At 55.1% G+C, this 21,102-nt stretch carries 21 protein-coding genes; 13 read left to right on the top strand and 8 right to left on the bottom strand.

Going from position 1 to position 21,102, the window contains the following annotated elements; translation table 11 throughout:
- Positions 1–8: 8 nt before the first annotated feature.
- Entirely contained in the window at positions 9–320 is a 312-nt protein-coding gene (gene cyaY / locus L6J37_RS15620; protein ID WP_192017402.1) for an iron donor protein CyaY, read from the bottom strand.
- A 76-nt stretch (positions 321–396) separates the two neighbouring features.
- Between cyaY and lptM the strand changes: the two genes are divergently transcribed.
- From lptM to yigB, 6 genes are all read left to right on the top strand, one after another.
- Positions 397–516, top strand: coding sequence for an LPS translocon maturation chaperone LptM (gene lptM, locus L6J37_RS15615; protein WP_237795785.1), 120 nt, complete (start codon positions 397–399; stop codon positions 514–516).
- A 28-nt stretch (positions 517–544) separates the two neighbouring features.
- Positions 545–1,795: a diaminopimelate decarboxylase gene (gene lysA, locus L6J37_RS15610; RefSeq protein ID WP_192017404.1), complete on the top strand. Its 1,251-nt coding sequence runs from the start codon at positions 545–547 to the stop codon at positions 1,793–1,795.
- Positions 1,796–1,816: 21 nt separating this feature from the next.
- Complete coding sequence (gene dapF / locus L6J37_RS15605; protein ID WP_192017405.1) at positions 1,817–2,647, top strand: diaminopimelate epimerase; 831 nt, start codon at positions 1,817–1,819, stop codon at positions 2,645–2,647.
- Positions 2,648–2,724: 77 nt separating this feature from the next.
- Positions 2,725–3,423, top strand: coding sequence for a DUF484 family protein (locus L6J37_RS15600; protein ID WP_225445338.1), 699 nt, complete (start codon positions 2,725–2,727; stop codon positions 3,421–3,423).
- The gene (gene xerC, locus L6J37_RS15595) at positions 3,420–4,328 is read left to right on the top strand and encodes a tyrosine recombinase XerC (protein ID WP_027251490.1); all 909 of its coding nucleotides are present in this window, start codon (positions 3,420–3,422) and stop codon (positions 4,326–4,328) included. Before L6J37_RS15600 ends, xerC begins: the two co-directional genes overlap by 4 nt.
- Before the next feature lie 12 nt (positions 4,329–4,340).
- Positions 4,341–5,057: a 5-amino-6-(5-phospho-D-ribitylamino)uracil phosphatase YigB gene (gene yigB, locus L6J37_RS15590; RefSeq protein ID WP_192017407.1), complete on the top strand. Its 717-nt coding sequence runs from the start codon at positions 4,341–4,343 to the stop codon at positions 5,055–5,057.
- Between the two features lie 2 nt (positions 5,058–5,059).
- Here yigB and L6J37_RS15585 read toward each other — a convergent pair whose 3' ends face one another.
- The 4 genes from L6J37_RS15585 to L6J37_RS15570 form a co-directional block, all read right to left on the bottom strand.
- Entirely contained in the window at positions 5,060–5,518 is a 459-nt protein-coding gene (locus L6J37_RS15585; protein WP_192017408.1) for a DoxX family protein, read from the bottom strand.
- Between the two features lie 68 nt (positions 5,519–5,586).
- Positions 5,587–6,339 (bottom strand): HvfC/BufC N-terminal domain-containing protein, encoded by a 753-nt coding sequence (locus L6J37_RS15580; RefSeq protein WP_218386300.1) that lies wholly within the window; start codon positions 6,337–6,339, stop codon positions 5,587–5,589.
- Positions 6,329–7,189, bottom strand: coding sequence for an MNIO family bufferin maturase (bufB, locus tag L6J37_RS15575; protein ID WP_192017463.1), 861 nt, complete (start codon positions 7,187–7,189; stop codon positions 6,329–6,331). Before bufB ends, L6J37_RS15580 begins: the two co-directional genes overlap by 11 nt.
- A 5-nt stretch (positions 7,190–7,194) precedes the next feature.
- On the bottom strand, positions 7,195–7,452 hold the full coding sequence (locus L6J37_RS15570; protein WP_218386297.1) for a BufA1 family periplasmic bufferin-type metallophore: 258 nt from the start codon (positions 7,450–7,452) through the stop codon (positions 7,195–7,197).
- 276 nt (positions 7,453–7,728) lie between these two features.
- Here L6J37_RS15570 and uvrD point away from each other — a divergent pair, with 276 nt between their 5' ends.
- Positions 7,729–9,900, top strand: a complete 2,172-nt coding sequence (gene uvrD / locus L6J37_RS15565) for a DNA helicase II (protein ID WP_218386295.1) — start codon at positions 7,729–7,731, stop codon at positions 9,898–9,900.
- Positions 9,901–9,976: 76 nt separating this feature from the next.
- Here uvrD and ggt read toward each other — a convergent pair whose 3' ends face one another.
- On the bottom strand, positions 9,977–11,722 hold the full coding sequence (ggt, locus tag L6J37_RS15560) for a gamma-glutamyltransferase (protein ID WP_237795783.1): 1,746 nt from the start codon (positions 11,720–11,722) through the stop codon (positions 9,977–9,979).
- Between the two features lie 113 nt (positions 11,723–11,835).
- Positions 11,836–12,747, bottom strand: a complete 912-nt coding sequence (gene rarD, locus L6J37_RS15555; protein WP_192017413.1) for an EamA family transporter RarD — start codon at positions 12,745–12,747, stop codon at positions 11,836–11,838.
- Between the two features lie 199 nt (positions 12,748–12,946).
- Between rarD and recQ the strand changes: the two genes are divergently transcribed.
- The 5 genes from recQ to L6J37_RS15530 all read left to right on the top strand — a co-directional run bounded on the left by recQ (position 12,947) and on the right by L6J37_RS15530 (position 17,104).
- The gene (recQ, locus tag L6J37_RS15550) at positions 12,947–14,803 is read left to right on the top strand and encodes an ATP-dependent DNA helicase RecQ (protein ID WP_218386289.1); all 1,857 of its coding nucleotides are present in this window, start codon (positions 12,947–12,949) and stop codon (positions 14,801–14,803) included.
- A gap of 284 nt (positions 14,804–15,087) precedes the next feature.
- Positions 15,088–15,405, top strand: coding sequence for a DUF3630 family protein (locus L6J37_RS15545; protein ID WP_218386288.1), 318 nt, complete (start codon positions 15,088–15,090; stop codon positions 15,403–15,405).
- Positions 15,406–15,561: 156 nt separating this feature from the next.
- Positions 15,562–16,239, top strand: a complete 678-nt coding sequence (locus L6J37_RS15540; protein ID WP_237795781.1) for a 7-cyano-7-deazaguanine/7-aminomethyl-7-deazaguanine transporter — start codon at positions 15,562–15,564, stop codon at positions 16,237–16,239.
- Between the two features lie 57 nt (positions 16,240–16,296).
- Entirely contained in the window at positions 16,297–16,740 is a 444-nt protein-coding gene (locus tag L6J37_RS15535) for a GNAT family N-acetyltransferase (RefSeq protein ID WP_192017417.1), read from the top strand.
- A gap of 31 nt (positions 16,741–16,771) precedes the next feature.
- Complete coding sequence (locus L6J37_RS15530) at positions 16,772–17,104, top strand: hypothetical protein (protein ID WP_218386286.1); 333 nt, start codon at positions 16,772–16,774, stop codon at positions 17,102–17,104.
- Positions 17,105–17,238: 134 nt separating this feature from the next.
- Here the strand turns inward: L6J37_RS15530 and elbB are convergent, their stop codons facing one another.
- Entirely contained in the window at positions 17,239–17,889 is a 651-nt protein-coding gene (elbB, locus tag L6J37_RS15525; RefSeq protein ID WP_218386284.1) for an isoprenoid biosynthesis glyoxalase ElbB, read from the bottom strand.
- 326 nt (positions 17,890–18,215) lie between these two features.
- On the opposite strand from elbB, the gene polA reads away from it, so the two are divergent.
- Positions 18,216–21,002, top strand: coding sequence for a DNA polymerase I (polA, locus tag L6J37_RS15520; protein WP_237795780.1), 2,787 nt, complete (start codon positions 18,216–18,218; stop codon positions 21,000–21,002).
- Positions 21,003–21,102 lie beyond the last annotated feature (100 nt).

Genomic DNA, 21,102 nt, shown 5'->3' with positions numbered 1-21,102 from the left:
CATTGTTTTTACCAGTCGACACTTTCTTGCGCGTGAACCGAGCACTCGCGCTTAATCAGTGAAATCAGCTCTTCGCCGCTGCGGGTGCAGAGCCAGATCCCGTCGTTATATTTGAAGTGATAGCCGCCTGATTTGGATGCCACCCAGATTTCATGCAGCGGTTCCTGACGGTTGATGACGATCTGGCTGCGGTTTTCAAACTCCAGTGTCAGCACGTTGCCTGTTGTCTCATATTCGATGTCTGCGCCGGACTGATCGATGCCTTCCTCGATATGCATAAGTACCTGATCAGCCAGTTTATGAAATTCAGTATCGTTCATCCTGTAAGTCCTATTGCTTTTCCTAGTGTGGGTGCGATTATAGAGGGCATTGCAATCATTATCACTGGCTTTAAAAATGCGTACAGGTTTAATAGCAACATTTATTCTGACAGTACTGACATTGGCAGGCTGCGGCCAGAGTGGTCCGCTGTATATGCCAGCCGATGACACCGAACAGACAGAGCAAACCAAATAACCGCGGCCATAACAGGGAAGAGACCACATTGGATTATTTTAATTATCAGCAAGACGGCCAGCTTTACGCTGAAGATATCGCAGTAACTGACCTGGCTGAACGTTTTGGCACGCCGCTCTATGTATACTCCCGCGCGACCCTGGAACGCCACTGGCGTGCGTTTGACAGTGCGGTAGCTGATCATCCGCATCTGATCTGCTACGCGGTGAAAGCAAACTCAAACCTCGGGGTACTGAATGTGCTGGCCCGACTGGGTTCAGGGTTTGATATTGTCTCTGTCGGCGAGCTGGAACGCGTTATTGCCGCAGGCGGTGATGCCGGGAAAGTTGTTTTCTCCGGTGTCGGTAAAACCGCCGCAGAAATGCGCCGGGCGCTTGAACTGGACATCAAGTGTTTTAATGTTGAATCAGAGCCTGAGCTGGAGCGCCTGAATCAGGTTGCCGCTGAGATGGGCAAAGTGGCGTCTGTGTCGCTGCGCATCAACCCGGATGTGGATGCCAAGACGCACCCGTATATTTCCACCGGCCTGCGTGACAACAAGTTCGGCATTGCCTTTGACCGTGCCCCGGAAGTGTACCGTCTGGCACACAGCCTGCCGAATCTCAATGTGATTGGCATGGACTGCCATATCGGTTCACAGCTGACAGAGCTGACGCCCTTCATTGATGCCACAGATCGCCTGCTGGCCCTGATTGATACCCTGAAAGCAGAAGGCATAGTGATCCGCCATCTGGATGTCGGCGGTGGTCTGGGTGTGACCTACAATGATGAGCAGCCGCCACTGCCATCTGATTACGCGAAAGCACTGCTGGAGCGTCTGGAAAATCACATGGATCTGGAGCTGATTTTTGAGCCGGGCCGTGCGATTGCCGCCAATGCCGGTGTACTGGTGACCCGTGTTGAGTACCTCAAGCATACTGAGCACAAAAACTTCGCCATCGTTGATGCCGCCATGAACGATCTGATCCGCCCGACCCTGTATCATGCCTGGCAGGCGATAGTGCCGGTTGTTCCGCGTGACGGCGAGCCGCTGGAATACGACTTTGTCGGCCCGATCTGTGAAACCGGCGACTACATTGGTAAAGAGCGCCTGCTGAAGCTGGAGCAGGGCGATCTGGTCGCCGTGCGTTCTGCCGGTGCCTACGGGTTTGTGATGTCATCCAACTACAACACCCGTCCGCGTGTGGCGGAAATCATGGTAGATGGCGATCAGGCTCACGTGGTGCGCGAACGTGAAACACTGAGTCAGTTGTGGCAGTCTGAGCGCCTGTTGCCTTAACCCATAAGCGAGAGAACGCCGATGCAGTTTCAATTTTCTAAGATGCATGGTTTGGGCAATGATTTCATGGTCGTCGACTGTGTGACCCAGAACATCTTCTTCTCCCCGGACGCCATCAGGCGTCTGGCGGATCGGCATCGCGGGGTGGGTTTTGATCAGCTTCTGGTCGTAGAGCCGCCTTATGATCCCGAGACGGATTTTCACTATCGCATTTTTAATGCCGATGGCAGCGAAGTGTCGCAGTGCGGTAACGGAGCCCGTTGTTTTGCCCGCTTTGTCTCTATGAAAGGGCTGACCAATAAGTACCGGATCGCGGTCAGTACCAAGTCGGGCAAGATGGTGCTGCAGTTGGAGAACGACAACCAGGTGACGGTCAACATGGGCGTCCCTGAGTTCACGCCGGAAAAAATTCCGTTCAAGGCCAAACAGGAAGAAAAAACCTACATACTGCGCGCGGAAGATAGCACCGTATTCTGCGGTGCCGCCAGTATGGGCAATCCGCACTGTGTGACCGTGGTGGATAATGTGGATACGGCGGATGTCGAGACGCTCGGCCCGCTGCTGGAAAGCCATGAACGTTTTCCTGAGCGGGTTAATGTCGGCTTTATGCAGGTAGTGTCGCGCGCTGCCGTCCGCCTGCGGGTCTACGAACGCGGTGCGGGCGAAACCCAGGCGTGCGGCAGCGGAGCCTGCGCTGCTGTCGCTATCGGTCAGCGCCAGGGCTTGCTGGACAGCAATGTGACCGTCAGCCTGCCCGGTGGCGATCTGCATATTCGCTGGGCTGGCGATGGTCAGCCTCTGTATATGACCGGGCCTGTTGCTCATGTGTTCGATGGCCAAATCACGCTCTGAAGTGTGGCAAATGGCAAGTTGCCGGTGGGGCTGTCTGGCCCCATTGAGCCTAACCAAATCTGCAAGTGATGACTGAGATGACCCAACTGAACCAACGCCCTGCGGATGATGAGGGTGCAGCGCTCAACCCGCAGGCGATCGCGGCTTTTTTAACTGCCAATCCTGACTTTTTTATCCAGCAGCCCGAGCTGCTGGAGCAGCTCAGGCTGCCCCATACCGAGCGCGGATCGGTTTCGCTGGTGGAGCGCCAGATGGAGCGGCTGCGCCATAAAGTGGCGGAACTGGAAAAGCAGATCGATGGCATGATGTCTGTCGCGGCCAGTAACAGCGCGTTATTTGCTGCCTTTGCTCGTGCCCAGCAGCAATTGTTTCAGACCCACAATATTTACCAGGCGCTGAGTGTGCTGACTGCACTGGCGACGGAACTGGATTTACGGGTCAGTGTACGGTTGTTTGACAGCATGGACGCCGAACTGTCGCTGAGCCGGCAGGCGTTTGAAGGGTTTCGACGCGCCCGGCTCAACCCGCAGGATGTTTATCTTGGCCGACTGCGCAGTGCCGAAAGCGAAATGCTGTTCGAACAGCCCCCTCAGCTGGGCTCATTCATCGTGCTCAAGCTGGGTGAATCGGAACGGCCTGACGGTGTACTGTGTTTTGCCAGCCGGGATGGCGGCCATTTTCAACCCGGGATGGACACCCTGTTTGTGACTCAGTTGGCCGACGTGCTGGGACGCTTGATCCGCCACTGGGAATACAGCCGTGAGGTTATTGAATGAGTTTGCCGGCCAGTCTGACCCGCTCGCTTGACCGCTTTTACGAGTATCTGCGCAGTGAGCGGGAGCTGAGTCTGCATACCCAGCAGAACTACAAGCGCCAGCTGACCACAGTGGCTGAGCAGTTGCTCGAACTGGGGGTCTCCGACTGGCACACCTTAGATGCTGCCTGGGTTCGTCAGGTGGCGAGCAAAGGGATGCGGGACGGCCTCAAGGCCAGCAGCCTGGCTATGCGATTATCCGCGTTGCGCAGCTTTCTGGATTATCTGGTCCATCAGGGAGAGCTGAAGGCCAATCCGGCCAAAGGGGTATCAGCACCGCGTAAATCCCGGCCTCTCCCCAAAAACCTCGATGTCGATGAGATGGATCAGCTGCTCAGTGTTGATGAGAATGATCCCTTGTCGGTCCGGGATCGCGCCATGATGGAACTTATGTATGGCGCGGGCCTGCGCTTGTCGGAACTGGTTGGGCTGAACGTGAAAGACATCAGCCTGAGCAAGGGCGATCTGCGGGTGATAGGTAAAGGCGACAAAGAACGCATTGTCCCTTTTGCCGGTCTGGCCCGGGAATGGGTGGGGATCTGGCTGAAAATGCGCGGACAACTGGCCGCTCCCGGTGAACCGGCATTGTTTGTGTCCAAGCTGGGCCAGCGCATCTCCAACCGTAACGTGCAGAAACGTATGGCGGAATGGGGACAAAAGCAAGCGGTGTCCAGTCATATTAATCCACACAAGCTGCGTCACAGTTTTGCCACTCATATGCTGGAGTCCAGCGGTGATCTTCGCGCGGTGCAGGAGCTGCTGGGCCACGCCAATCTCAGTACCACACAAATCTACACCCATTTAGACTTTCAGCATTTAGCCAAGGTGTATGATCAGGCACATCCGCGTGCCAAGAAGACCAAATAAGGAGCCGGTGTCATGCAGTTTTACCGCAGTTTTCGTTCTCCCAAAGCACTCACCTTTGATCTGGACGATACCCTGTACGATAACCATCCGGTGATTCTGCGCGCCGAGCAGGCGATGTATGACTGGCTGGCCGCCGCGCATCCGGCTTCACATGCATTGACGCCCGCAGACTGGCAGCGGCTCAAATACCAATTGGCAAAGGACAACCCTATGCTGCGCCACGATGTCACCGAGTGGCGCCGGGTGATGCTGCGTACCGGTCTGATCCGGCTCGGCTATTCGCAGACCCAGGCCGCGGAGGCGACGGAAGAAGGGCTGCACATAGTATTAACCGTCAGAAATCAGGTCGATGTGCCTGATATGACCCATGCCGTGCTCAGCGAACTGGCCACGCGGGTGCCGCTGCTGGCGATCACTAACGGCAATGTGGACGCGGATAAAATCGGCCTGGGCCAGTATTTCTCCCGGGTATTGGTGGCAGGCCGTGACGGCTTGTCCAAACCGGCGCCGGATTTATTTATCCAGGCTCAGGCACTGTTGGGAGTGTCGGCGGCGGATATTCTTCATGTCGGCGATCACCTGATCAGCGATGTGGCCGGCGCCCGTCGCAGCGGTTTTCAAGCCTGCTGGTTTAATGATCAGTCACGTCAGATGCATCAGGAGTCTAAAGCGACATGGCTGCCGGATGTTGAAATCCACACTCTGGATCAGCTGCTGTTACTGGTGTGAGCCTATTCCAGTAAGCGGCTGGGCCGTCGCGCCAGGCCGGACAGATGATCCAGAGACACCAGCCCCGCGCCCCAGAATACATTCACCAGCAGCATCATGCCCCACAGCTGGTGGTCAAAAAAGCCTTTCTCCCACAGCAGCGGATAGGACACCACGGCTATGATGTTGAAGACAAACAGCAGCAGTGCCATCGGCCGGGTCAGCAAGCCCAGTACCAGAAACACAGGCACTATCAGCTCAGTTGCCGTGCCCAGATAGGCCGCTATCCGCCAGGGCAGCAGCGGAACCTGATATTCATATTCAAACAGATACAGGGTGCTGTCCCAGCTCTGGTATTTGATCATACCTGAGTTGAAAAAGACCCAGGCCACCCACAAGCGGGTGAATAACAACAGCAGGGGGATCAGCGGCGCCAGCAGACGGCTGAACCGGGTATCTGTGTCTTTAATAAGGTAGAGCATGTCAGCCTCCTGGACTGCAGGCGAGCCACTTTGATCGAGTAGTGAAACCAAAGTGGCAAAAAAGGTGATTACATCTCATCAGCATAGAGAATATCGCTAAAAACCTGTGCAGCAATCAGCTCCCCCAGCACCGCCAGCATGTCCTGGCTGGCTTGTCCCAGTGGTTGATGTTGGCGCGCCAGCTGCACCAGTGCGGTTCCCGCCTGAGTGGTGGCGATCACGGCCGGTCCGGGCAGCACTATGGCGGATTCACTCGTCCGGATGGTCAATCCGTCCAGCTGTTCATCGCGTATCGCCAGCCACAGCGACGCAACTGCATAGTCGCTGTCCAGCAACCAGCAGGCAGGATGAGGGATCAATCTGGCTTCAGCCAGACGCTGCTCTGTCAGCCCCTGCAGTTTTTCCAGCGGAAACGCCGCCAGGGCCGCATTGCACATAGACGCCCGGTCGACCAGCCACTCTAAGGCCGCCAGATCGGCCAGATAAGGCACAGCATCGGTAAGTGTTGCCTGAGCACAAATCGTCTGGTCAAAACCGCCGCCATAATGGCTGACATCGCCCTGCTCCAACGGTGTGGTCAGAATATGCTGGCGGGCCAGTGCGGAAAAACACTCGTCACCCACCACGGCTTTGACTGCCGGATAGGTCGCTTCTAGCACTTCGCTCAGGCTGATCACAAAGTTGTTGCGGTAGATTTGCAGCCGCTGTTCGGCGCTGAAAAGGTTATCGGTGATCAGGCCGGCGACATCGCTTGGCCGGTATTGTAAGGCCTGGGCAAAACTCGTCTGCAGGGTGGCCAGATCAGGCGCATCATCTTTCATGATTGCCTCCGCCAGGGTGGGTGTTACGCAGGATCTGCCGGGCCTTTTCGGCTTCGCCCAGCAGCACTGCCAGCGGGGGAATGTCGAGGTCCCATTCGATCAGGGTCGGCACTGAGCCGTGAGTTTGTACCCAGTCCCGGTACAGTTGCCAGACGGGATCACTGACCGGGCGGCTGTGAGTATCAATCCAGATTTCACCCTCATCAAGTTGTTTGACCGTAAAGCCAGCCAGGTGGATTTCTTTGACGGCGTTAGGGTTCAGCGCCGCCAGATAGGTGGCACAGTCAAAGCCGTGATTGAAACTGCTGACGTAGATGTTATTGAGATCCAGCAGCAGGCCGCAGCCGGTGCGCTGCTGGACAAGATCCAGAAAATCCCACTCGGTATACGTGGCATGGTGGAAGCTCAGGTAGCTGGACGGGTTCTCGAGCAGTAGCTGGCGTCCCAGCGTCTCCTGCACCTGACTGATTTTAGTGCAAACCACATTCAGTGCTTGTTCCGTGTAGGGAATGGGCAGCAGATCGTTGAAATACTGGCCGCTGATCGAACTCCAGCTTAAATGGTCGGATACGGCCAGGGGCTGAATGTCGTCGATCAGGCGTTTGAGCTGAGCCAGGTGGCGGACATCCAGCGGATCGGCAGAGCCCAGTGACAGGCCGATACCGTGGCAGCTGATGGGAGTATGGTCAGCGATGGTGTTGAGACTGCGGCGTGCCGGGCTGTCGGGGTTGAAATAGTTTTCGCTGTGAATCTCCAGCCAACCGACTTCAGGCGGGTTCATCGCGGCAAACAGACTCAGGTGGGGCGCACGCAGGCCAACCCCCACCTGTTCAAAGGCATGATCACGCATCATGATTAACTGCTTTGCGTGCTGCCGCCTGCCAGACGGTCACACAGACCTTTGGGCACCATGATAAAGGCGTCTTTCTGAGCATCGGTTTTGGCGGTACCGGCACAGGAGCCGGTTTTGGTGGCGCAGTCATTTTTACCGGCTTTGGCAACGCCGTAGCATTTTTCTTTGGCCTCGGCGGCAATAGCAGGTGCAGAAAGTGTACCGGCCAGAATTAACAGACCGGAGACGGCGGAGGCTAAGGCTAAGTGGCTCTTGTTCATTATCATTCCTCTTTCAGTAAACAGTGAGATGTTGCGGTGAACGAACGTCCGTCTTGCAGTACCTGGCCACCACTGAGTGGCTCATTTGCAGACTAGACCCTCTTATAAAGACTAGAAAGGCTGGCGGGCGGATAAATTTCAATCAGGTGTGATTTTTTGCTGAAAAGTGATTGTGGGTCGGTGACGGGGGGCAGAAAGAAGCCGGCGACAGGGCAGGCATTCTCTGGCTGAGCTGTTATAATCACCGCCAGTGTATAAATAACCAGTAGAAAGGCGATGGACGTTTCACTCTTGTTAGATGGTCTTAATGACAAACAACGCGAAGCGGTGGCGGCACCGCTGGGGAATCACTTGGTACTGGCCGGCGCCGGCAGTGGTAAAACACGGGTGCTGGTGCACCGGATCGCCTGGTTGCTGCGGGTAGAAGAAGCCTCGCCTTTCTCACTGATGTCGGTGACATTCACCAACAAAGCTGCGGCAGAGATGCGCGGACGCATCAATGCGCTGATGCAGGGCAACTGCGCCGGGATGTGGAACGGCACCTTTCACGGCCTGAGCCACCGCATGCTGCGCGCCCATTATCTCGACGCCAAATTGCCGGAAGATTTCAACATCATCGATTCTGATGATCAGATGCGCCTGCTGCGCCGCCTGATCAAAGCCCAGAACCTGGATGAAAAGCAGTGGCCGGCCCGTCAGGCGGCCTGGTATATCAACGGCAAGAAAGATGAGGGGCTGCGCCCGGCGCATGTCGAAACCTTTAATGACCCGGTTGAACAGACCTGGCTGCGGCTCTATACCGCCTATCAGGAAGCCTGCGATCGCGCCGGTCTGGTCGATTTTGCCGAATTGCTGCTGCGTGCTTTTGAGCTGCTGAAGTACAACAAGCATATCCGCGAGCACTACCAGGTGCGCTTCAAGCACATACTGGTGGACGAGTTTCAGGATACCAACAACATCCAGTTTGCCTGGCTGCGCCTGATGGCCGGCCCGGAATGCCATGTGATGATAGTTGGTGACGATGACCAGTCTATCTATGGCTGGCGGGGTGCCAAGGTCGAAAATATCCAGCGCTTCCTGCGCGAGTTTGCCAATACTTCCAGTATTTTTCTGGAGCAGAATTATCGCTCGACCGGCAACATTCTTCAGGCCGCCAACGCCCTGATTGCCCATAACAATGAACGTATGGGCAAGAATCTGTGGACCGACGGCAGCGAAGGGGAAAAGATTTCCGTTTACTCGGCCTTTAACGAGCTGGATGAAGCCCGTTTTGTGGTGGGTAAGATTAAAAGCTGGCAGGACAGCGGCGGCGCGCTTAATGACACGGCCATGCTGTATCGCAGCAATGCCCAGTCGCGGGTGCTGGAAGAAGCCCTGATCCAGGCCGGTATGCCGTACCGGATTTATGGCGGCATGCGTTTCTTCGAGCGTCAGGAAATCAAAGATGCGCTGTCGTACCTGCGTCTGATCTCGAACCGCAATGATGACGCCTCGTTTGAGCGGGTGGTCAATACCCCGGCCAGGGGCTTGGGTGAGCGCACTCTGGATACCATACGCATGGCGGCCCGCGATCGCGGTATCACTATGTGGCGGGCCAGTGTTGAACTGCTGGACGAAAAAGTCCTGGCAGGGCGCGCGGCCAATTCACTGCGCCGCTTTGTTGAGCTGGTGAATGCGCTGGAAGACGACACCCGCGACTTGCCGCTGTATCAGCAGACCGACGAGGCTATTCGCGCATCGGGTCTGCGGGCCATGTACGAGCAGGAAAAAGGCGAGAAAGCCCAGGCCAGGATTGAAAACCTGGAAGAGCTGGTGACCGCCACCCGTCAGTTTGAAGTGCCGGAAGAAGCCCAGGAAATGAGCCCGCTGGCAGCCTTTCTGTCGCATGCCGCGCTGGAGGCCGGCGAAGGCCAGGCCGATGAATACGATGATGCCGTTCAGCTGATGACCTTGCACAGCGCCAAAGGGCTGGAATTCCCTGTGGTCTTTATGGTGGGAGTCGAAGAAGGCATGTTCCCGAGCTTTCGCACCTCCGAAGAGCATGGCCGCCTCGAAGAAGAGCGCCGCCTGTGCTATGTGGGTATGACCCGGGCGATGGAAAAGCTGTTTATCACCCATGCCGAAATGCGGCGTTTGTACGGCAAAGACAATTTCCATAAAGTGTCGCGTTTTGTCCGGGAAATCCCGGAAGAGTTTATCGAAGAAGTGCGGATGAAAGCGCAGGTGTCGCGTCCGTCAACGGGCGGCCGTTTCAGCCAGACCCAGGTCAATGATAACTTTAATCAGACCGGTTTTAATCTGGGCCAGCGGGTACAGCATCCCAAATTCGGGGAAGGCACCATCATCAATTTTGAAGGCAGCGGCACCCAGAGCCGGGTTCAGGTGGCTTTCAACGGGGAAGGCATCAAGTGGCTGGTGACTCAGTACGCCAAGCTGGAAGCGATGTGAGTCATTGCTTACTTCGCTAATCAAAACGCGCCGTATCCGCCAGGTTACGGCGCGTTTGTATTGAATGTCTTACCAATTACCGGGCGACCACTTTCCCTTCACGGCGCGGGTCGGCGGCCCCATTGAGCTGACCACGGAACAGGCCGATTGCCTGGACCCCTGAGTTGAGCGGCTTGATCTGGACCTCAAACCCCAGTTTTTCCAGCTCCGGCGCCCAGTGCTCAGCACTGGTGCCCTGCTCCAGCTCGAACGGACCGAAGCGATTGTTCATGTTGGGCAGATCGATCGCTTGCTGCAGGCTCAATCCCCAGTCGAGGTGAGCGATCAGGGTTTTGGCGACATAACCGATGATCTGACTGCCACCTGGCGAGCCTATCGCCAGCACCGGCTGGTCATCTTTCAGCACTATGGTCGGCGCCATGGATGAACGCGGACGTTTGCCGGGTTCGACCCGGTTGGCAATCGGCATGCCATTGTCGTGGGTGCTGAATGAGAAGTCGGTCAGCTCATTGTTGAGCAGGAAACCGCGCACCATCAGGCGGGAGCCAAAACCGTTCTCTATGGTGGTGGTCATCGACAGCACGTTTCTGTCTTTATCGACAATCACCAGATGGCTGGTGGAAGGCAGTTCAAGCGCATTATCCTGACCGTAATTTACGGCGTGTGACCAGGGCGGCAGCCCCGCGCTGACTTCTTGCAATGCCTGACTGCTTTTCAGCAGGCCGGCACGCTGGCTGAGGTAATCTTTGTCTAGCAGCCCCGCGGTCGGCATAGGGACATAGTCGCTGTCCGCCATATAGCGGCCACGGTCAGCAAACGCCAACCGGGACGCATCGCCGATCAAATGCCAGCTCAGCGCTTTTTGCGGCCCCAGCTCTTTCATCGGAAAATGGCTCAGCATGCCCAGGATCTGACCCAGTGTCAGCGCCCCGGAACTGGGCGGCCCCATGCCACAGACTTCATACTGGCGATACGGCGCGCAGACTGCCGGACGTTCTTTGACCTGATAGGTAGCCAGATCCATGGTGTTGAGCACCCCGGGATTACCTTCGGCGCTGCGCACGGTTTTGACTATGTCTTTGGCAATATCACCGTGATAAAAGGCACTGGCGCCGCGCTCAGCAATTTGCTGCAGGGTATCGGTATAGGCCGGGTTTTTCAGCGTATCCCCGGCTTTCAGCGCCTGCCCGTTGGGGAAAAAGTAGGCTTTGGTGGCCGGCCAGCGCTGCAGGCGTTCGCTGTCTTGCTGAACCAGTTGCGCCAGTCGCGGACTGACGGTAAAGCCGTCGCGTGCCAGCGTTATCGCGGGTGCAAACAGATCTTTCCAGGGGAGCTTGCCCAAACGCTGGTGGGTATGCCACATCAGTTTGACCGTGCCCGGAGTGCCGACAGAGCGGCCACCGACCACGGCATCATAGAAAGACAAAGGCGTGCCTTTGTCGTCCTGGAATAATTGCGGCGTGACTTCGGCCGGGGCCGTTTCACGACCGTCGAAGGTGGTCAGGGCTGCTTCTTTGCTGTCCCAGTACACCAGAAATGCGCCCCCTCCCAAACCGGATGATTGCGGCTCGGTCAGGCCCAGCACCAGCTGCGCGGCAATCATGGCATCAATGGCATTACCGCCTTTGGCCAGAATGGCGGCCCCGGCATCACTGGCATACGGATTGGCGGTGGCAATCATCCACTCTTTGCCTGTGACCTGCGCGTTCCGCTGAAAGCCCGTTGCCCCTTCCGGGGCGATGAGATCTGTGGCTTGTTCGCTGTAGGCCGAGACGGAGAGCAATGCGCAGGTCAGAGCCAGCGCAAGGGAGGTCCTTTTCATGGCTTATCCTTCTGAAAATTGTTTTGAATCAGTCAATAAGATTAGGTGTTTTTAACACAGATTGCCCGCGAGTGTGAGCAATCTGTGTGCTGAGTAGCAAGGGGCGGGCAGTGTCAGGCGATTTGGGCTTTCTTGCGGCTCTGGCGGTGTCCCTTGATGCCATCGTAGCTGAACAACACCAGCGCGACCCAAATGCAGGCAAACGTCAGGCTCTTATCGGCACTGAATTCTTCACCGTACACGGCGACGGCCAGCAGGAACATCAGGCTGGGACCTATGTACTGGAAAAAGCCCAGCGTCGACAGCTTGAGTTTGGTGGCCGCGCCGGTAAAGCACAGCAAGGGCAAGGTGGTGACTATCCCTGCCGCCATCAGCAGTAAGTTGGTGTCTATGCTGTTCAGCGTCCAGTCTGAGGTCGGGCTGCTGGCGAACAGCCACACATAACCCAGTGCCAATGGCAGCAGAATACTGGTTTCCATCAACAGGCCGGTCTGGGCATCCAGATTGACTTTTTTACGCAGCAGGCCGTAGACGCCAAAACTGGCGGCCAGTACCAGCGCGACCCAGGGCAGAGAGCCGAAATGAATTAACTGCACCAGTACGCCGCCAGCGGCCAGTGCCACGGCCAGCCACTGCAGCGGGCGCAGGCGCTCGCCCAGAAACACCATGCCCAGCAGCACGTTCAGCAGCGGATTGATGAAATAGCCCAGGCTGGCATCCAGCATGTAGTTGCTGTTGACCGCCCAGATAAAGATCAGCCAGTTAGCACCTATGATGACAGAGCTGGCCAGCAGCATCAGCAGAACTTTAGGCTGTTTGAGTACCTGTCGGACTTTGCCCCAGCCCTTGCCAATAAAGATTAATCCCGCCAGAAAAAAGAAAGACCAAATAATGCGGTGGCTGAGGATTTCCATCGGACTGACGCTTTGCAGCATCTTAAAATAAATTGGTGCAATACCCCACATGGTGTAGGCGGCGATAGCCAGTATGACCCCACGTTGGATCGTTTTTGCTTGCTCGTCCATGCTATTCCAGTACGTTATGGTAAATATTGAGAGGAAGGTATGGGCATTGCGCTAGATATGCCCGAATGGGCAGTATAATGCCAGCCTGTTCAAAATGACCAGCGACTTCTTTTGCTGATCCGGTTGCGGTGAGGCTGGCGCTCCCATCCGGGATCTGAATGGTATAGAATAGCCGGCTGTGTCAATCAAGAGTGAAGTCATGTCCGCCTCAACCCCTGATCTCAGCCGTGCCGTTTCATCCGCCAACAGTGAGCAGATTCTGCAGCAAGTGTTTGGCTATCAATCTTTCCGGCCCGGCCAACAGGCGGTTATCGAAGCTGTGGCGTCAGGTCGTGATTGCCTGGTGATTTTACCGACCGGTGGCGGCAAGTCGCTCTGTTATCAGATTCCCGCTCTCGTACGCGAAGGGCTGACACTGGTCATTTCCCCGTTGATCTCACTGATGAAAGATCAGGTCGACCAATTGCAAGCCAATGGGGTAGCGGCAGGTTGCCTCAATTCAACCATGCCACCGGAAGCGATACAGGCTACCTGGCAGGGGATGGCAGACGGAACCTTGAAGCTGGTTTACGTGTCGCCGGAGCGGGTGGTGAGCCGGGATTTCATTGACCGGCTCAGTGGTTTGCCGGTCAGCCTGCTGGCCGTGGATGAAGCGCACTGTGTGTCCCAGTGGGGGCACGATTTTCGGCCTGAGTATGCGTCTTTGGGTATGCTCAAGCAACACTTCCCCGCCATGCCTGTCATTGCTCTGACCGCCACGGCCGATGACACCACCCGGCAGGACATCATAAGCCGGCTGGCGCTGGATGACCCTTTTACCCACCTGGGCAGCTTTGACCGCCCCAATATCCGCTATACCCTGCAGGAAAAGTACAAGCCGATGGCGCAACTGGTGCGCTTTTTAGCCAGCGTGCGGGGCCAGAGCGGTATTATTTACTGCAACAGCCGCAAAAAAGTGGAGCAGGTGGCGGAGAAGCTCGCTGAGCAGGGGGTACGTGCGGCGGCCTACCATGCCGGGCTGGAACACGACGAGCGAATCCGGGTGCAGGAAGGGTTCCAGCGCGATGACATTCAGGTTGTTGCCGCTACTGTGGCCTTCGGTATGGGGATCAACAAACCCAATGTCCGCTTCGTGGTGCATTTTGATATTCCGCGCAATATCGAATCTTATTACCAGGAAACCGGCCGTGCCGGGCGTGATGGCCTGCCTGCCGAAGCCGTGATGTTTTACGATCCGGCGGATCTGGCCTGGTTGCGCCGCTGTCTGGATGAGAAAGAGGAAGGCCCGCAAAAGCAGGTCGAAAGCCATAAGCTCAATGCCATGGGGGCGTTTGCCGAGGCGCAGACCTGTCGCCGCCAGGTGCTGTTGCATTACTTTGGCGAGCACAGTGAACACGCCTGCGGCAACTGCGATATCTGTATTGATCCGCCTCAGCATTTTGAGGCACTGGAAATGGCGCAGAAGGCGCTGTCCTGTGTCTACCGGGTGAATCAGCGCTTTGGGGTTCACCATGTGGTTGATGTACTGCGCGGCCTGCAAAACGCCAAAGTCAGGGAGCAGGGGCATGACAAGCTCAGCACCTACGGTATTGGCCGTGAGCACAGCCATGAATTCTGGGTCAGTATTGTGCGCCAGCTGATCCACCGCGGCTTCCTGACTCAGAACATAGTCAACAGTTCCACCCTGCAGCTGACCGAGAAAGCGCGCTCTGTGCTGCGCGGTGAGATCAGCCTCCAGCTCGCGGTACCGCGGATTGACAGCAGCTCGCGCGGCAATGCCCGTCAGGACAACCGGCTTAAACGCCAGTACGACAAGAAGCTGTTTTCTAAACTGCGGATGGTACGTAAAGCGATTGCCGACGAAGAATCGCTGCCGCCTTATGTGGTGTTCAATGATGCCAGCCTGATGGAAATGGCCGAGCGTTTACCGACTTCTGAAGGTGAATTGCTGGCCGTCAACGGTGTGGGTCAGCGGAAGCTGGAAAAATACGGCAAGGTCTTTTTATCGGTGATCGAAGAGCATTTGCTGGCTGCTGCTGAGTATCAAGCGGGCTGAGCCGGAGGCAAAAAAATACCGGACAATCGTCGATTATCCGGCAGAGAGTGTAGCAGAAACAAAATCCAGGATTTTGTTTACTACAAAACAGCTTGCGTATTGGGGTGAGAATGCAATTCATCACCTCAGTGTTACCCGGCTAGGCCTCCTGGCCGTCAAGGCAACCGGGCGATAAGACCACGAATCCCCGTTCATTGCTATGCCTTGCTTATGCTTTGATACGTTAATACACACTTACTTACACCATAACTGCCCGGCAGCACCGGAGACTGGAAGGACACCCAATGACTTATCCGACTGACATCCGTTTTGGCGTTCGCGAACTGGACAACGCGCAAGGCTGTTTGCATCTGCAGACCCCGGATTTTGACTACGACAGCTTTGCCGATGTCGCGCAGGCACTGGTCACTGTGCTGGGGGCGAGCGTGGTAGAAAAAGAGGCCAATGCCGATTTACATATCTGGCTGATCGATTTTGAAGGCTGCCGGATGATGCTGAAAGGCGAGCATTACAGTTCAGCGATGTGGCTGGAATTACTCAGCCGGGATGACGGCGACACGCTGGCTTTTCTGGCTGGTTGGCTCAAAAACTTGACTCAGTAATCAATTTTTAACAGCAAACGTTTGCCAAACCCTGTGGTGTCTTGGCAGTCGGATTGGTTACTGTATAATCAGCGCCTTTGGTGACAGCACTGTACATAAAATGTGCTGTTGGTGTGTTTGGGTTCCCTCGCCCCCATTTGACAAAAAGGTCTGTTGATGACGACTTCTCCTTTCTCGCCGGCCCAGCAGCGTCAGGCTCTGTGGATTCTGGTCTTGTTCCACCTGGTGATCATTGCCTCCAGCAACTATCTGGTTCAGATCCCCTTCACCCTGTTTGGTGTCCACACCACCTGGGGCGCTTTTACCTTCCCGTTTATTTTTCTGGCCACTGATCTGACGGTACGTATTTACGGCGCCGCCATGGCGCGTAAGATCATTACCCGGGTCATGCTGCCGGCTCTGGCGGTGTCTTATCTCCTCTCCGTGGTTTTCTATCAGGGCGCTTTTCAGGGGCTCGTGCCGTTGGGTGAGTTCAACCTCTTTGTGGCCCGGATCGCGATAGCCAGCTTTATGGCTTATCTGCTGGGGCAGATTCTGGATGTTTCTGTGTTTAATCGCCTGCGCCAGTGCAAGCAGTGGTGGATAGCGCCAACCTGCTCGACGGTATTCGGTAATGCCCTTGATACTATTGCTTTTTTCGCCATCGCCTTTTATCAGAGCCCGGATGCCTTCATGGCCGAACACTGGGTGGAAATTGCCCTGGTGGATTATGGCGTCAAACTGATCATCAGCCTGGGCCTGTTTGTGCCTATGTACGGCGTACTGCTCAATTATCTGGTGAAGCGTCTGACTGGTATTCGTTCCCAGCTTGAGCCCTCGCAGGGGCTGTCATAAACTCAAAGCCGGCAAGCGCCGGCTTTTTTGTCGGCGGCATCTGAGTTGGGGGCTGTGATGAAAATACGTGAAGCCAGTCTGGCTGAGGCGGCCAGCGTGCTGGCCAGAATCAAAGAATTTGATCACCCTGAGACAGAGCACAGTCTGGCAACCAGAGTGCGCGGACGTTGTCCTTTGATTCTGGTAGCGGAAAAAGAAGGAAAGCTGGTGGGCGTGAAAATTGGATACAGCCTGTCGGAAACCTGTTATTACAGCTGGCTTGGTGGCGTGGTCGCCGAAGGTCGTCACAATGGGGTGGCTCAGGCTCTGATGAGCACTCAGGAAGCCTGGGTAAAAGAGCAGGGCTATCTGGAGCTGAGAGTCAAATCCCGTAACCGTTACCCTTCGATGCTGAGATTGTTGTTGAGAAACGGTTATCAGATAGAGCATATGGAGAAGAAAGACGGCATAGAGGATTATCGGCTGCATTTCGTGAAAAGTTGGGATAAACAGGGTAAATGAAAATTATTCGCAAATAATGCTTGATCAATAAATGAGAATGGTTATTATTAACTTGCTTTCAGCGAGAAACGAACAGCAAGGCGTTTCTGGTCTGTCAGCACGACATTGCTCACATTGCTTCCAGTGTACTTTAGCGAAGGCAGATATTGAGTGTAGGGCTGAATATGTTGTCGACTTTTGCTTAGCGGTGCTTGTTTTCAAGCACCGCTTTTTCTTTTTTGTCTGCCAGAGAATGGGTAAAGCAAGCAATAAACAGGCGAAGGTATTGAATTTATTAATGAATGAAAATTATTATCAATTAACGCTTGCAAAGGTAATGAGAATGGTTATTATTAACTTGCACTCAGCGGGAAATAAGCAGTAACAGTTTCCGTATGAAGGCACGACATTGCTCACATTGCTTCCAGTAATACAGCTTGGTCAGGTTTTTGGTGTAGGGCTAAAAACAGTGACCACTTCTGCTGAGCGGCGCTTGTATAAAGCGCCGCTTTTTCTTTTTCAGGCCATTTTAACCAGTTGCTGTACCAGCTTGTTGATCCCGCTGGCAGCTTCTGAGATCGAGCCTGCCAGCATGTAAGCCGGAGTGCTTAACAGACAGCGTTCCTGATCCAGTACAAACTCATCGACAGGGCAGTCAATATGATCGCCGCCCATGGCGCGAAATGCACTGGCTACCTCTTTTTCATGCCCTATGGTGCCTTTTGCGCCCTTGCCATAAATCTGGGGGATCAATACCGGGGCAATACACAGATAAGCGGCCGGTTTCTGCGCCCGGGCAAATTCCTGGCAGGCACGCTTGACCTCGGGGTGGATCTGGCAGGATGCACCTTTGATGGCGAAGTCTGACAGGTTTTTCGCTGCCCCAAAGCCGCCCGGCAGCAGCAGGGCATCGAAGTCACGAGCGCTTAATTCAGCCACATCCTGGATCTGACCCCGGGCAATGCGCGCAGCTTCGATCAGTACATTGCGTGTTTCATTCATCGGCTCGCCGGTAATATGGTTAATCACATGGTGCTGATCCACGTTCGGGGCGAAACAGTGCCAGCTGGCACCTGCCTGCTCTATGGCATACAGCGCCAGCACAGCTTCATGGATCTCGCTGCCGTCAAAGACGCCGGAACCGCTTAATATCACTGCAACCTTTTTCATCTTGGCCTCCTTTTTGTTCAACCTTGGGGAATTTGGCATCGCTTTGACCGATTACACCGCCATCTGATAACTTTTTCCACACTTGATGATCTTTTCAGGATCAAGGGTTATTTTTGGTTATATGTTTTAAGTATATGATTTTTAAATTATTTAAATCATCTTTCTCAGGTTATTCAAAAAAAGATCATCAGGCTTATTCCAAAAACTCACAAACTTATCCACAGGTGGAGTAATCCAGGTAGGGAAAAACTTCTGTTAACACTCGGCACATCTCATGGCATCCTAAGACCCTGATCCTTTTATCTTCCAGATACAGACAATCCATTATGGCAACTATTCCAGAAAATCCACTGATCCTGATCGATGGTTCCTCGTATCTTTATCGCGCTTATCATGCCTCGCCCAATTTCACTAACTCAGATGGTGAACCAACCGGTGCTGTGTATGGCGTGGTAAATATGTTGCGTAGCATGCTGCGTCAATTTGCGACGGAACACATTGCTGTTGTCTTTGATGCCAAAGGCAAGACCTTCCGCGATGAGCTATATCCCGAGTATAAAGCGCATCGCCCGCCTATGCCGGATGATTTGCGTGCGCAGATAGAACCCTTGCACGCCATTATTAAAGCCATGGGTCTGCCACTGATATGCGAACCCGGGGTAGAGGCTGACGATGTCATCGGCACGCTGGCTTGTCAGGCTTCCCAGGCCGGGATGCCTGTGCTGATCAGCACAGGTGATAAAGACATGGCGCAGCTGGTGGATGAGAACGTTACCCTGATCAACACCATGACGGGTGTGGTGATGGATCCTGACGGGGTGCGGGAAAAGTTTGGTATCGGTCCGGAACTGATCATTGATTATCTGGCCCTGATGGGAGACAAGGTCGACAACATTCCCGGTGTGCCTGGCGTGGGTGACAAGACAGCAACGGCCCTGCTGACCGGGATTGGCGGCCTGAAAGATCTGTATGACAACCTGGATGCCATTGCGGCGCTGGGCTTTCGCGGCTCTAAAACCATGGCCAAGAAACTGGAAGAGAACCGCGAAGCGGCTTTGATGTCGTATGAGCTGGCAACCATCAAGCTGGATGTAGAACTCGAATTCGGTCCGCATGAGCTGCAAAAAGGCACCCCGGATATCGATGAGCTGACCCGGCTGTTCGGCAAACTGCAATTTCGTCGCTGGCTGGCAGAAATGCTCGACGGCAGCGATGGCCGCATTATTGCTGATGGCGCAGCCACCATTGCGACACAAGACAGTGAGCCGGCACAACCTGCAGCGCCAGCCCCTGTGATTGATCGTAGCGGTTATGAAGTGGTGCTGGATGAGGCCCGCTTTAGCGAGTGGCTGGCGATACTCAAGCAGTCTGATGTCTTTGCATTTGATACCGAAACGGACAACCTGGATTACATGGTCGCTAATTTGGTCGGGCTGTCTTTTGCGGCGGAAGAAGGCAAAGCGGCTTATGTGCCTGTGGCCCATGATTATCTGGATGCGCCGTCGCAGCTGGACCGCGACTGGGTGATCGCCCAGTTGAAACCTTTGCTGGAAGACCCGGAGCAGGCCAAAGTAGGCCAGAACCTGAAATATGACGCCAGCGTCCTGGCGCGTTATGGGGTTGCCATGCAGGGCATACGCTTCGACACCATGCTGGAGTCGTATGTGTACAACAGCGTGGTGGGCCGCCATGATATGGACAGCCTGTCTCTGCGTTATCTGGAACACAAAACCATCAGTTTCGAAGACATTGCCGGCAAAGGTAAGAAACAGCTGACTTTCAACCAGATCGATCTGGAGCAGGCCGGCCCTTATGCGGCGGAAGATGCGGATATCACCCTGCGTCTGCACAACCTGCTGATCGGCAAGCTCAATGCGGATCCTAAACTGAAAAGCGTGCTGGAAGACATCGAAATGCCGCTGGTGCCAGTACTGTCTCGCATGGAGCGCACTGGTGTGCTGCTCGATGCCGGTAAGCTGACCGCGCAGTCGCAGGAAATTGCGGTGCGGTTAGATGAGATCCAGGCGAAAGCCTACGAAGTGGCTGGTGAGGAGTTTAACCTCAGCTCGCCAAAACAGCTGCAGGCGATTCTGTTTGAGAAAATGGGCTTGCCTGTGATCAAGAAAACCCCTTCCGGTACCCCATCGACCAATGAAGAAGTGCTGCAGGAGCTGGCGCTGGATTACCCGCTGCCTAAGCTGCTGCTGGAACATCGCGGGCTGGCGAAACTCAAATCGACCTACACTGACAAACTGCCGCGCATGATTAACCCGGCCACAAAGCGGGTACATACGTCATACCATCAAGCCGTTGCGGCCACGGGACGTCTGTCGTCGACCGATCCGAATCTGCAAAACATTCCTATCCGCAACGAAGAAGGCCGCCGGATCCGCCAGGCCTTTACAGCACCGGAAGGCTACAAGATTCTGGCGGTCGACTACTCTCAGATTGAACTGAGGATTATGGCCCATCTGTCCGGCGACAAAGCGCTGCTCGATGCCTTCCGTCACGGCAAAGATATCCATGCCGCGACTGCGGCCGAGATCCTCGGCCTGCCAATTGAAGAGGTCAGCAGTGAGCAGCGCCGGCGTGCCAAAGCCATCAACTTTGGTTTGATTTACGGCATGAGTGCCTTTGGTCTGGCAAAACAGCTGGGGATGGGCCGGAACGAGGCGCAGCAATACATGAATGTGTACTTTGAGCGCTACCCGGGTGTGCTGGAATATATGGAAAGCACCCGTACCCAGGCCAGCGAGCAAGGGTATGTCGAAACTCTGTTTGGCCGTCGTCTCTATCTGCCGGACATTAAATCGCGCAATGCCATTCGCCGCAAAGCGGCGGAGCGGGCGGCGATCAATGCCCCGATGCAGGGCACGGCGGCGGATATCATCAAACGTGCCATGGTGGCCGTCGATAACTGGATTCAGACACAAGACAGCGAGCGTGTCCGTTTGCTGATGCAGGTACACGATGAGCTGGTGTTTGAAGTGAAAGAATCTGAGCTGGAGAGTGTGGCGAAATCGGTGTGCGAGCTGATGGAAGCCGCTGCCGAGCTGGATGTGCCACTTATCGCGGATGCAGGCAGCGGTGACAACTGGGATCAGGCGCATTAATCCTCCTCAGCGTGAACCGTGAAACATGTAATAAAATCGTCAAAAACCGGCCAGCAGGCCGGTTTTTTTCAATCTGAGTCAGGGTTTATCAAATTTTTGT

Origin of the sequence: Photobacterium sp. WH77 (assembly GCF_022014395.1) — a bacterium.
Classification (GTDB): domain Bacteria; phylum Pseudomonadota; class Gammaproteobacteria; order Enterobacterales; family Vibrionaceae; genus Photobacterium; species Photobacterium arenosum.
The sequence above is the reverse complement of the archived record's forward strand: the minus strand, read 5'-3'. Positions and strand labels throughout refer to the sequence as shown.

What these genes read in the sequence shown, in the direction of transcription:
- cyaY (WP_192017402.1), bottom strand. Translation starts at nt 320, where the DNA reads ATGAACGATACTGAATTTCATAAACTGGCTGATCAGGTACTTATGCAT.
- uvrD (WP_218386295.1), top strand. Translation starts at nt 7,729, where the DNA reads ATGGACGTTTCACTCTTGTTAGATGGTCTTAATGACAAACAACGCGAA.
- xerC (WP_027251490.1), top strand. Translation starts at nt 3,420, where the DNA reads ATGAGTTTGCCGGCCAGTCTGACCCGCTCGCTTGACCGCTTTTACGAG.
- lptM (WP_237795785.1), top strand. Translation starts at nt 397, where the DNA reads ATGCGTACAGGTTTAATAGCAACATTTATTCTGACAGTACTGACATTG.
- ggt (WP_237795783.1), bottom strand. Translation starts at nt 11,722, where the DNA reads ATGAAAAGGACCTCCCTTGCGCTGGCTCTGACCTGCGCATTGCTCTCC.
- rarD (WP_192017413.1), bottom strand. Translation starts at nt 12,747, where the DNA reads ATGGACGAGCAAGCAAAAACGATCCAACGTGGGGTCATACTGGCTATC.
- L6J37_RS15570 (WP_218386297.1), bottom strand. Translation starts at nt 7,452, where the DNA reads ATGAACAAGAGCCACTTAGCCTTAGCCTCCGCCGTCTCCGGTCTGTTA.
- L6J37_RS15585 (WP_192017408.1), bottom strand. Translation starts at nt 5,518, where the DNA reads ATGCTCTACCTTATTAAAGACACAGATACCCGGTTCAGCCGTCTGCTG.
- L6J37_RS15545 (WP_218386288.1), top strand. Translation starts at nt 15,088, where the DNA reads ATGACTTATCCGACTGACATCCGTTTTGGCGTTCGCGAACTGGACAAC.
- L6J37_RS15535 (WP_192017417.1), top strand. Translation starts at nt 16,297, where the DNA reads ATGAAAATACGTGAAGCCAGTCTGGCTGAGGCGGCCAGCGTGCTGGCC.
- L6J37_RS15530 (WP_218386286.1), top strand. Translation starts at nt 16,772, where the DNA reads ATGAGAATGGTTATTATTAACTTGCTTTCAGCGAGAAACGAACAGCAA.
- polA (WP_237795780.1), top strand. Translation starts at nt 18,216, where the DNA reads ATGGCAACTATTCCAGAAAATCCACTGATCCTGATCGATGGTTCCTCG.
- L6J37_RS15600 (WP_225445338.1), top strand. Translation starts at nt 2,725, where the DNA reads ATGACCCAACTGAACCAACGCCCTGCGGATGATGAGGGTGCAGCGCTC.
- yigB (WP_192017407.1), top strand. Translation starts at nt 4,341, where the DNA reads ATGCAGTTTTACCGCAGTTTTCGTTCTCCCAAAGCACTCACCTTTGAT.
- dapF (WP_192017405.1), top strand. Translation starts at nt 1,817, where the DNA reads ATGCAGTTTCAATTTTCTAAGATGCATGGTTTGGGCAATGATTTCATG.
- recQ (WP_218386289.1), top strand. Translation starts at nt 12,947, where the DNA reads ATGTCCGCCTCAACCCCTGATCTCAGCCGTGCCGTTTCATCCGCCAAC.
- L6J37_RS15540 (WP_237795781.1), top strand. Translation starts at nt 15,562, where the DNA reads ATGACGACTTCTCCTTTCTCGCCGGCCCAGCAGCGTCAGGCTCTGTGG.
- L6J37_RS15580 (WP_218386300.1), bottom strand. Translation starts at nt 6,339, where the DNA reads ATGAAAGATGATGCGCCTGATCTGGCCACCCTGCAGACGAGTTTTGCC.
- bufB (WP_192017463.1), bottom strand. Translation starts at nt 7,189, where the DNA reads ATGCGTGATCATGCCTTTGAACAGGTGGGGGTTGGCCTGCGTGCGCCC.
- elbB (WP_218386284.1), bottom strand. Translation starts at nt 17,889, where the DNA reads ATGAAAAAGGTTGCAGTGATATTAAGCGGTTCCGGCGTCTTTGACGGC.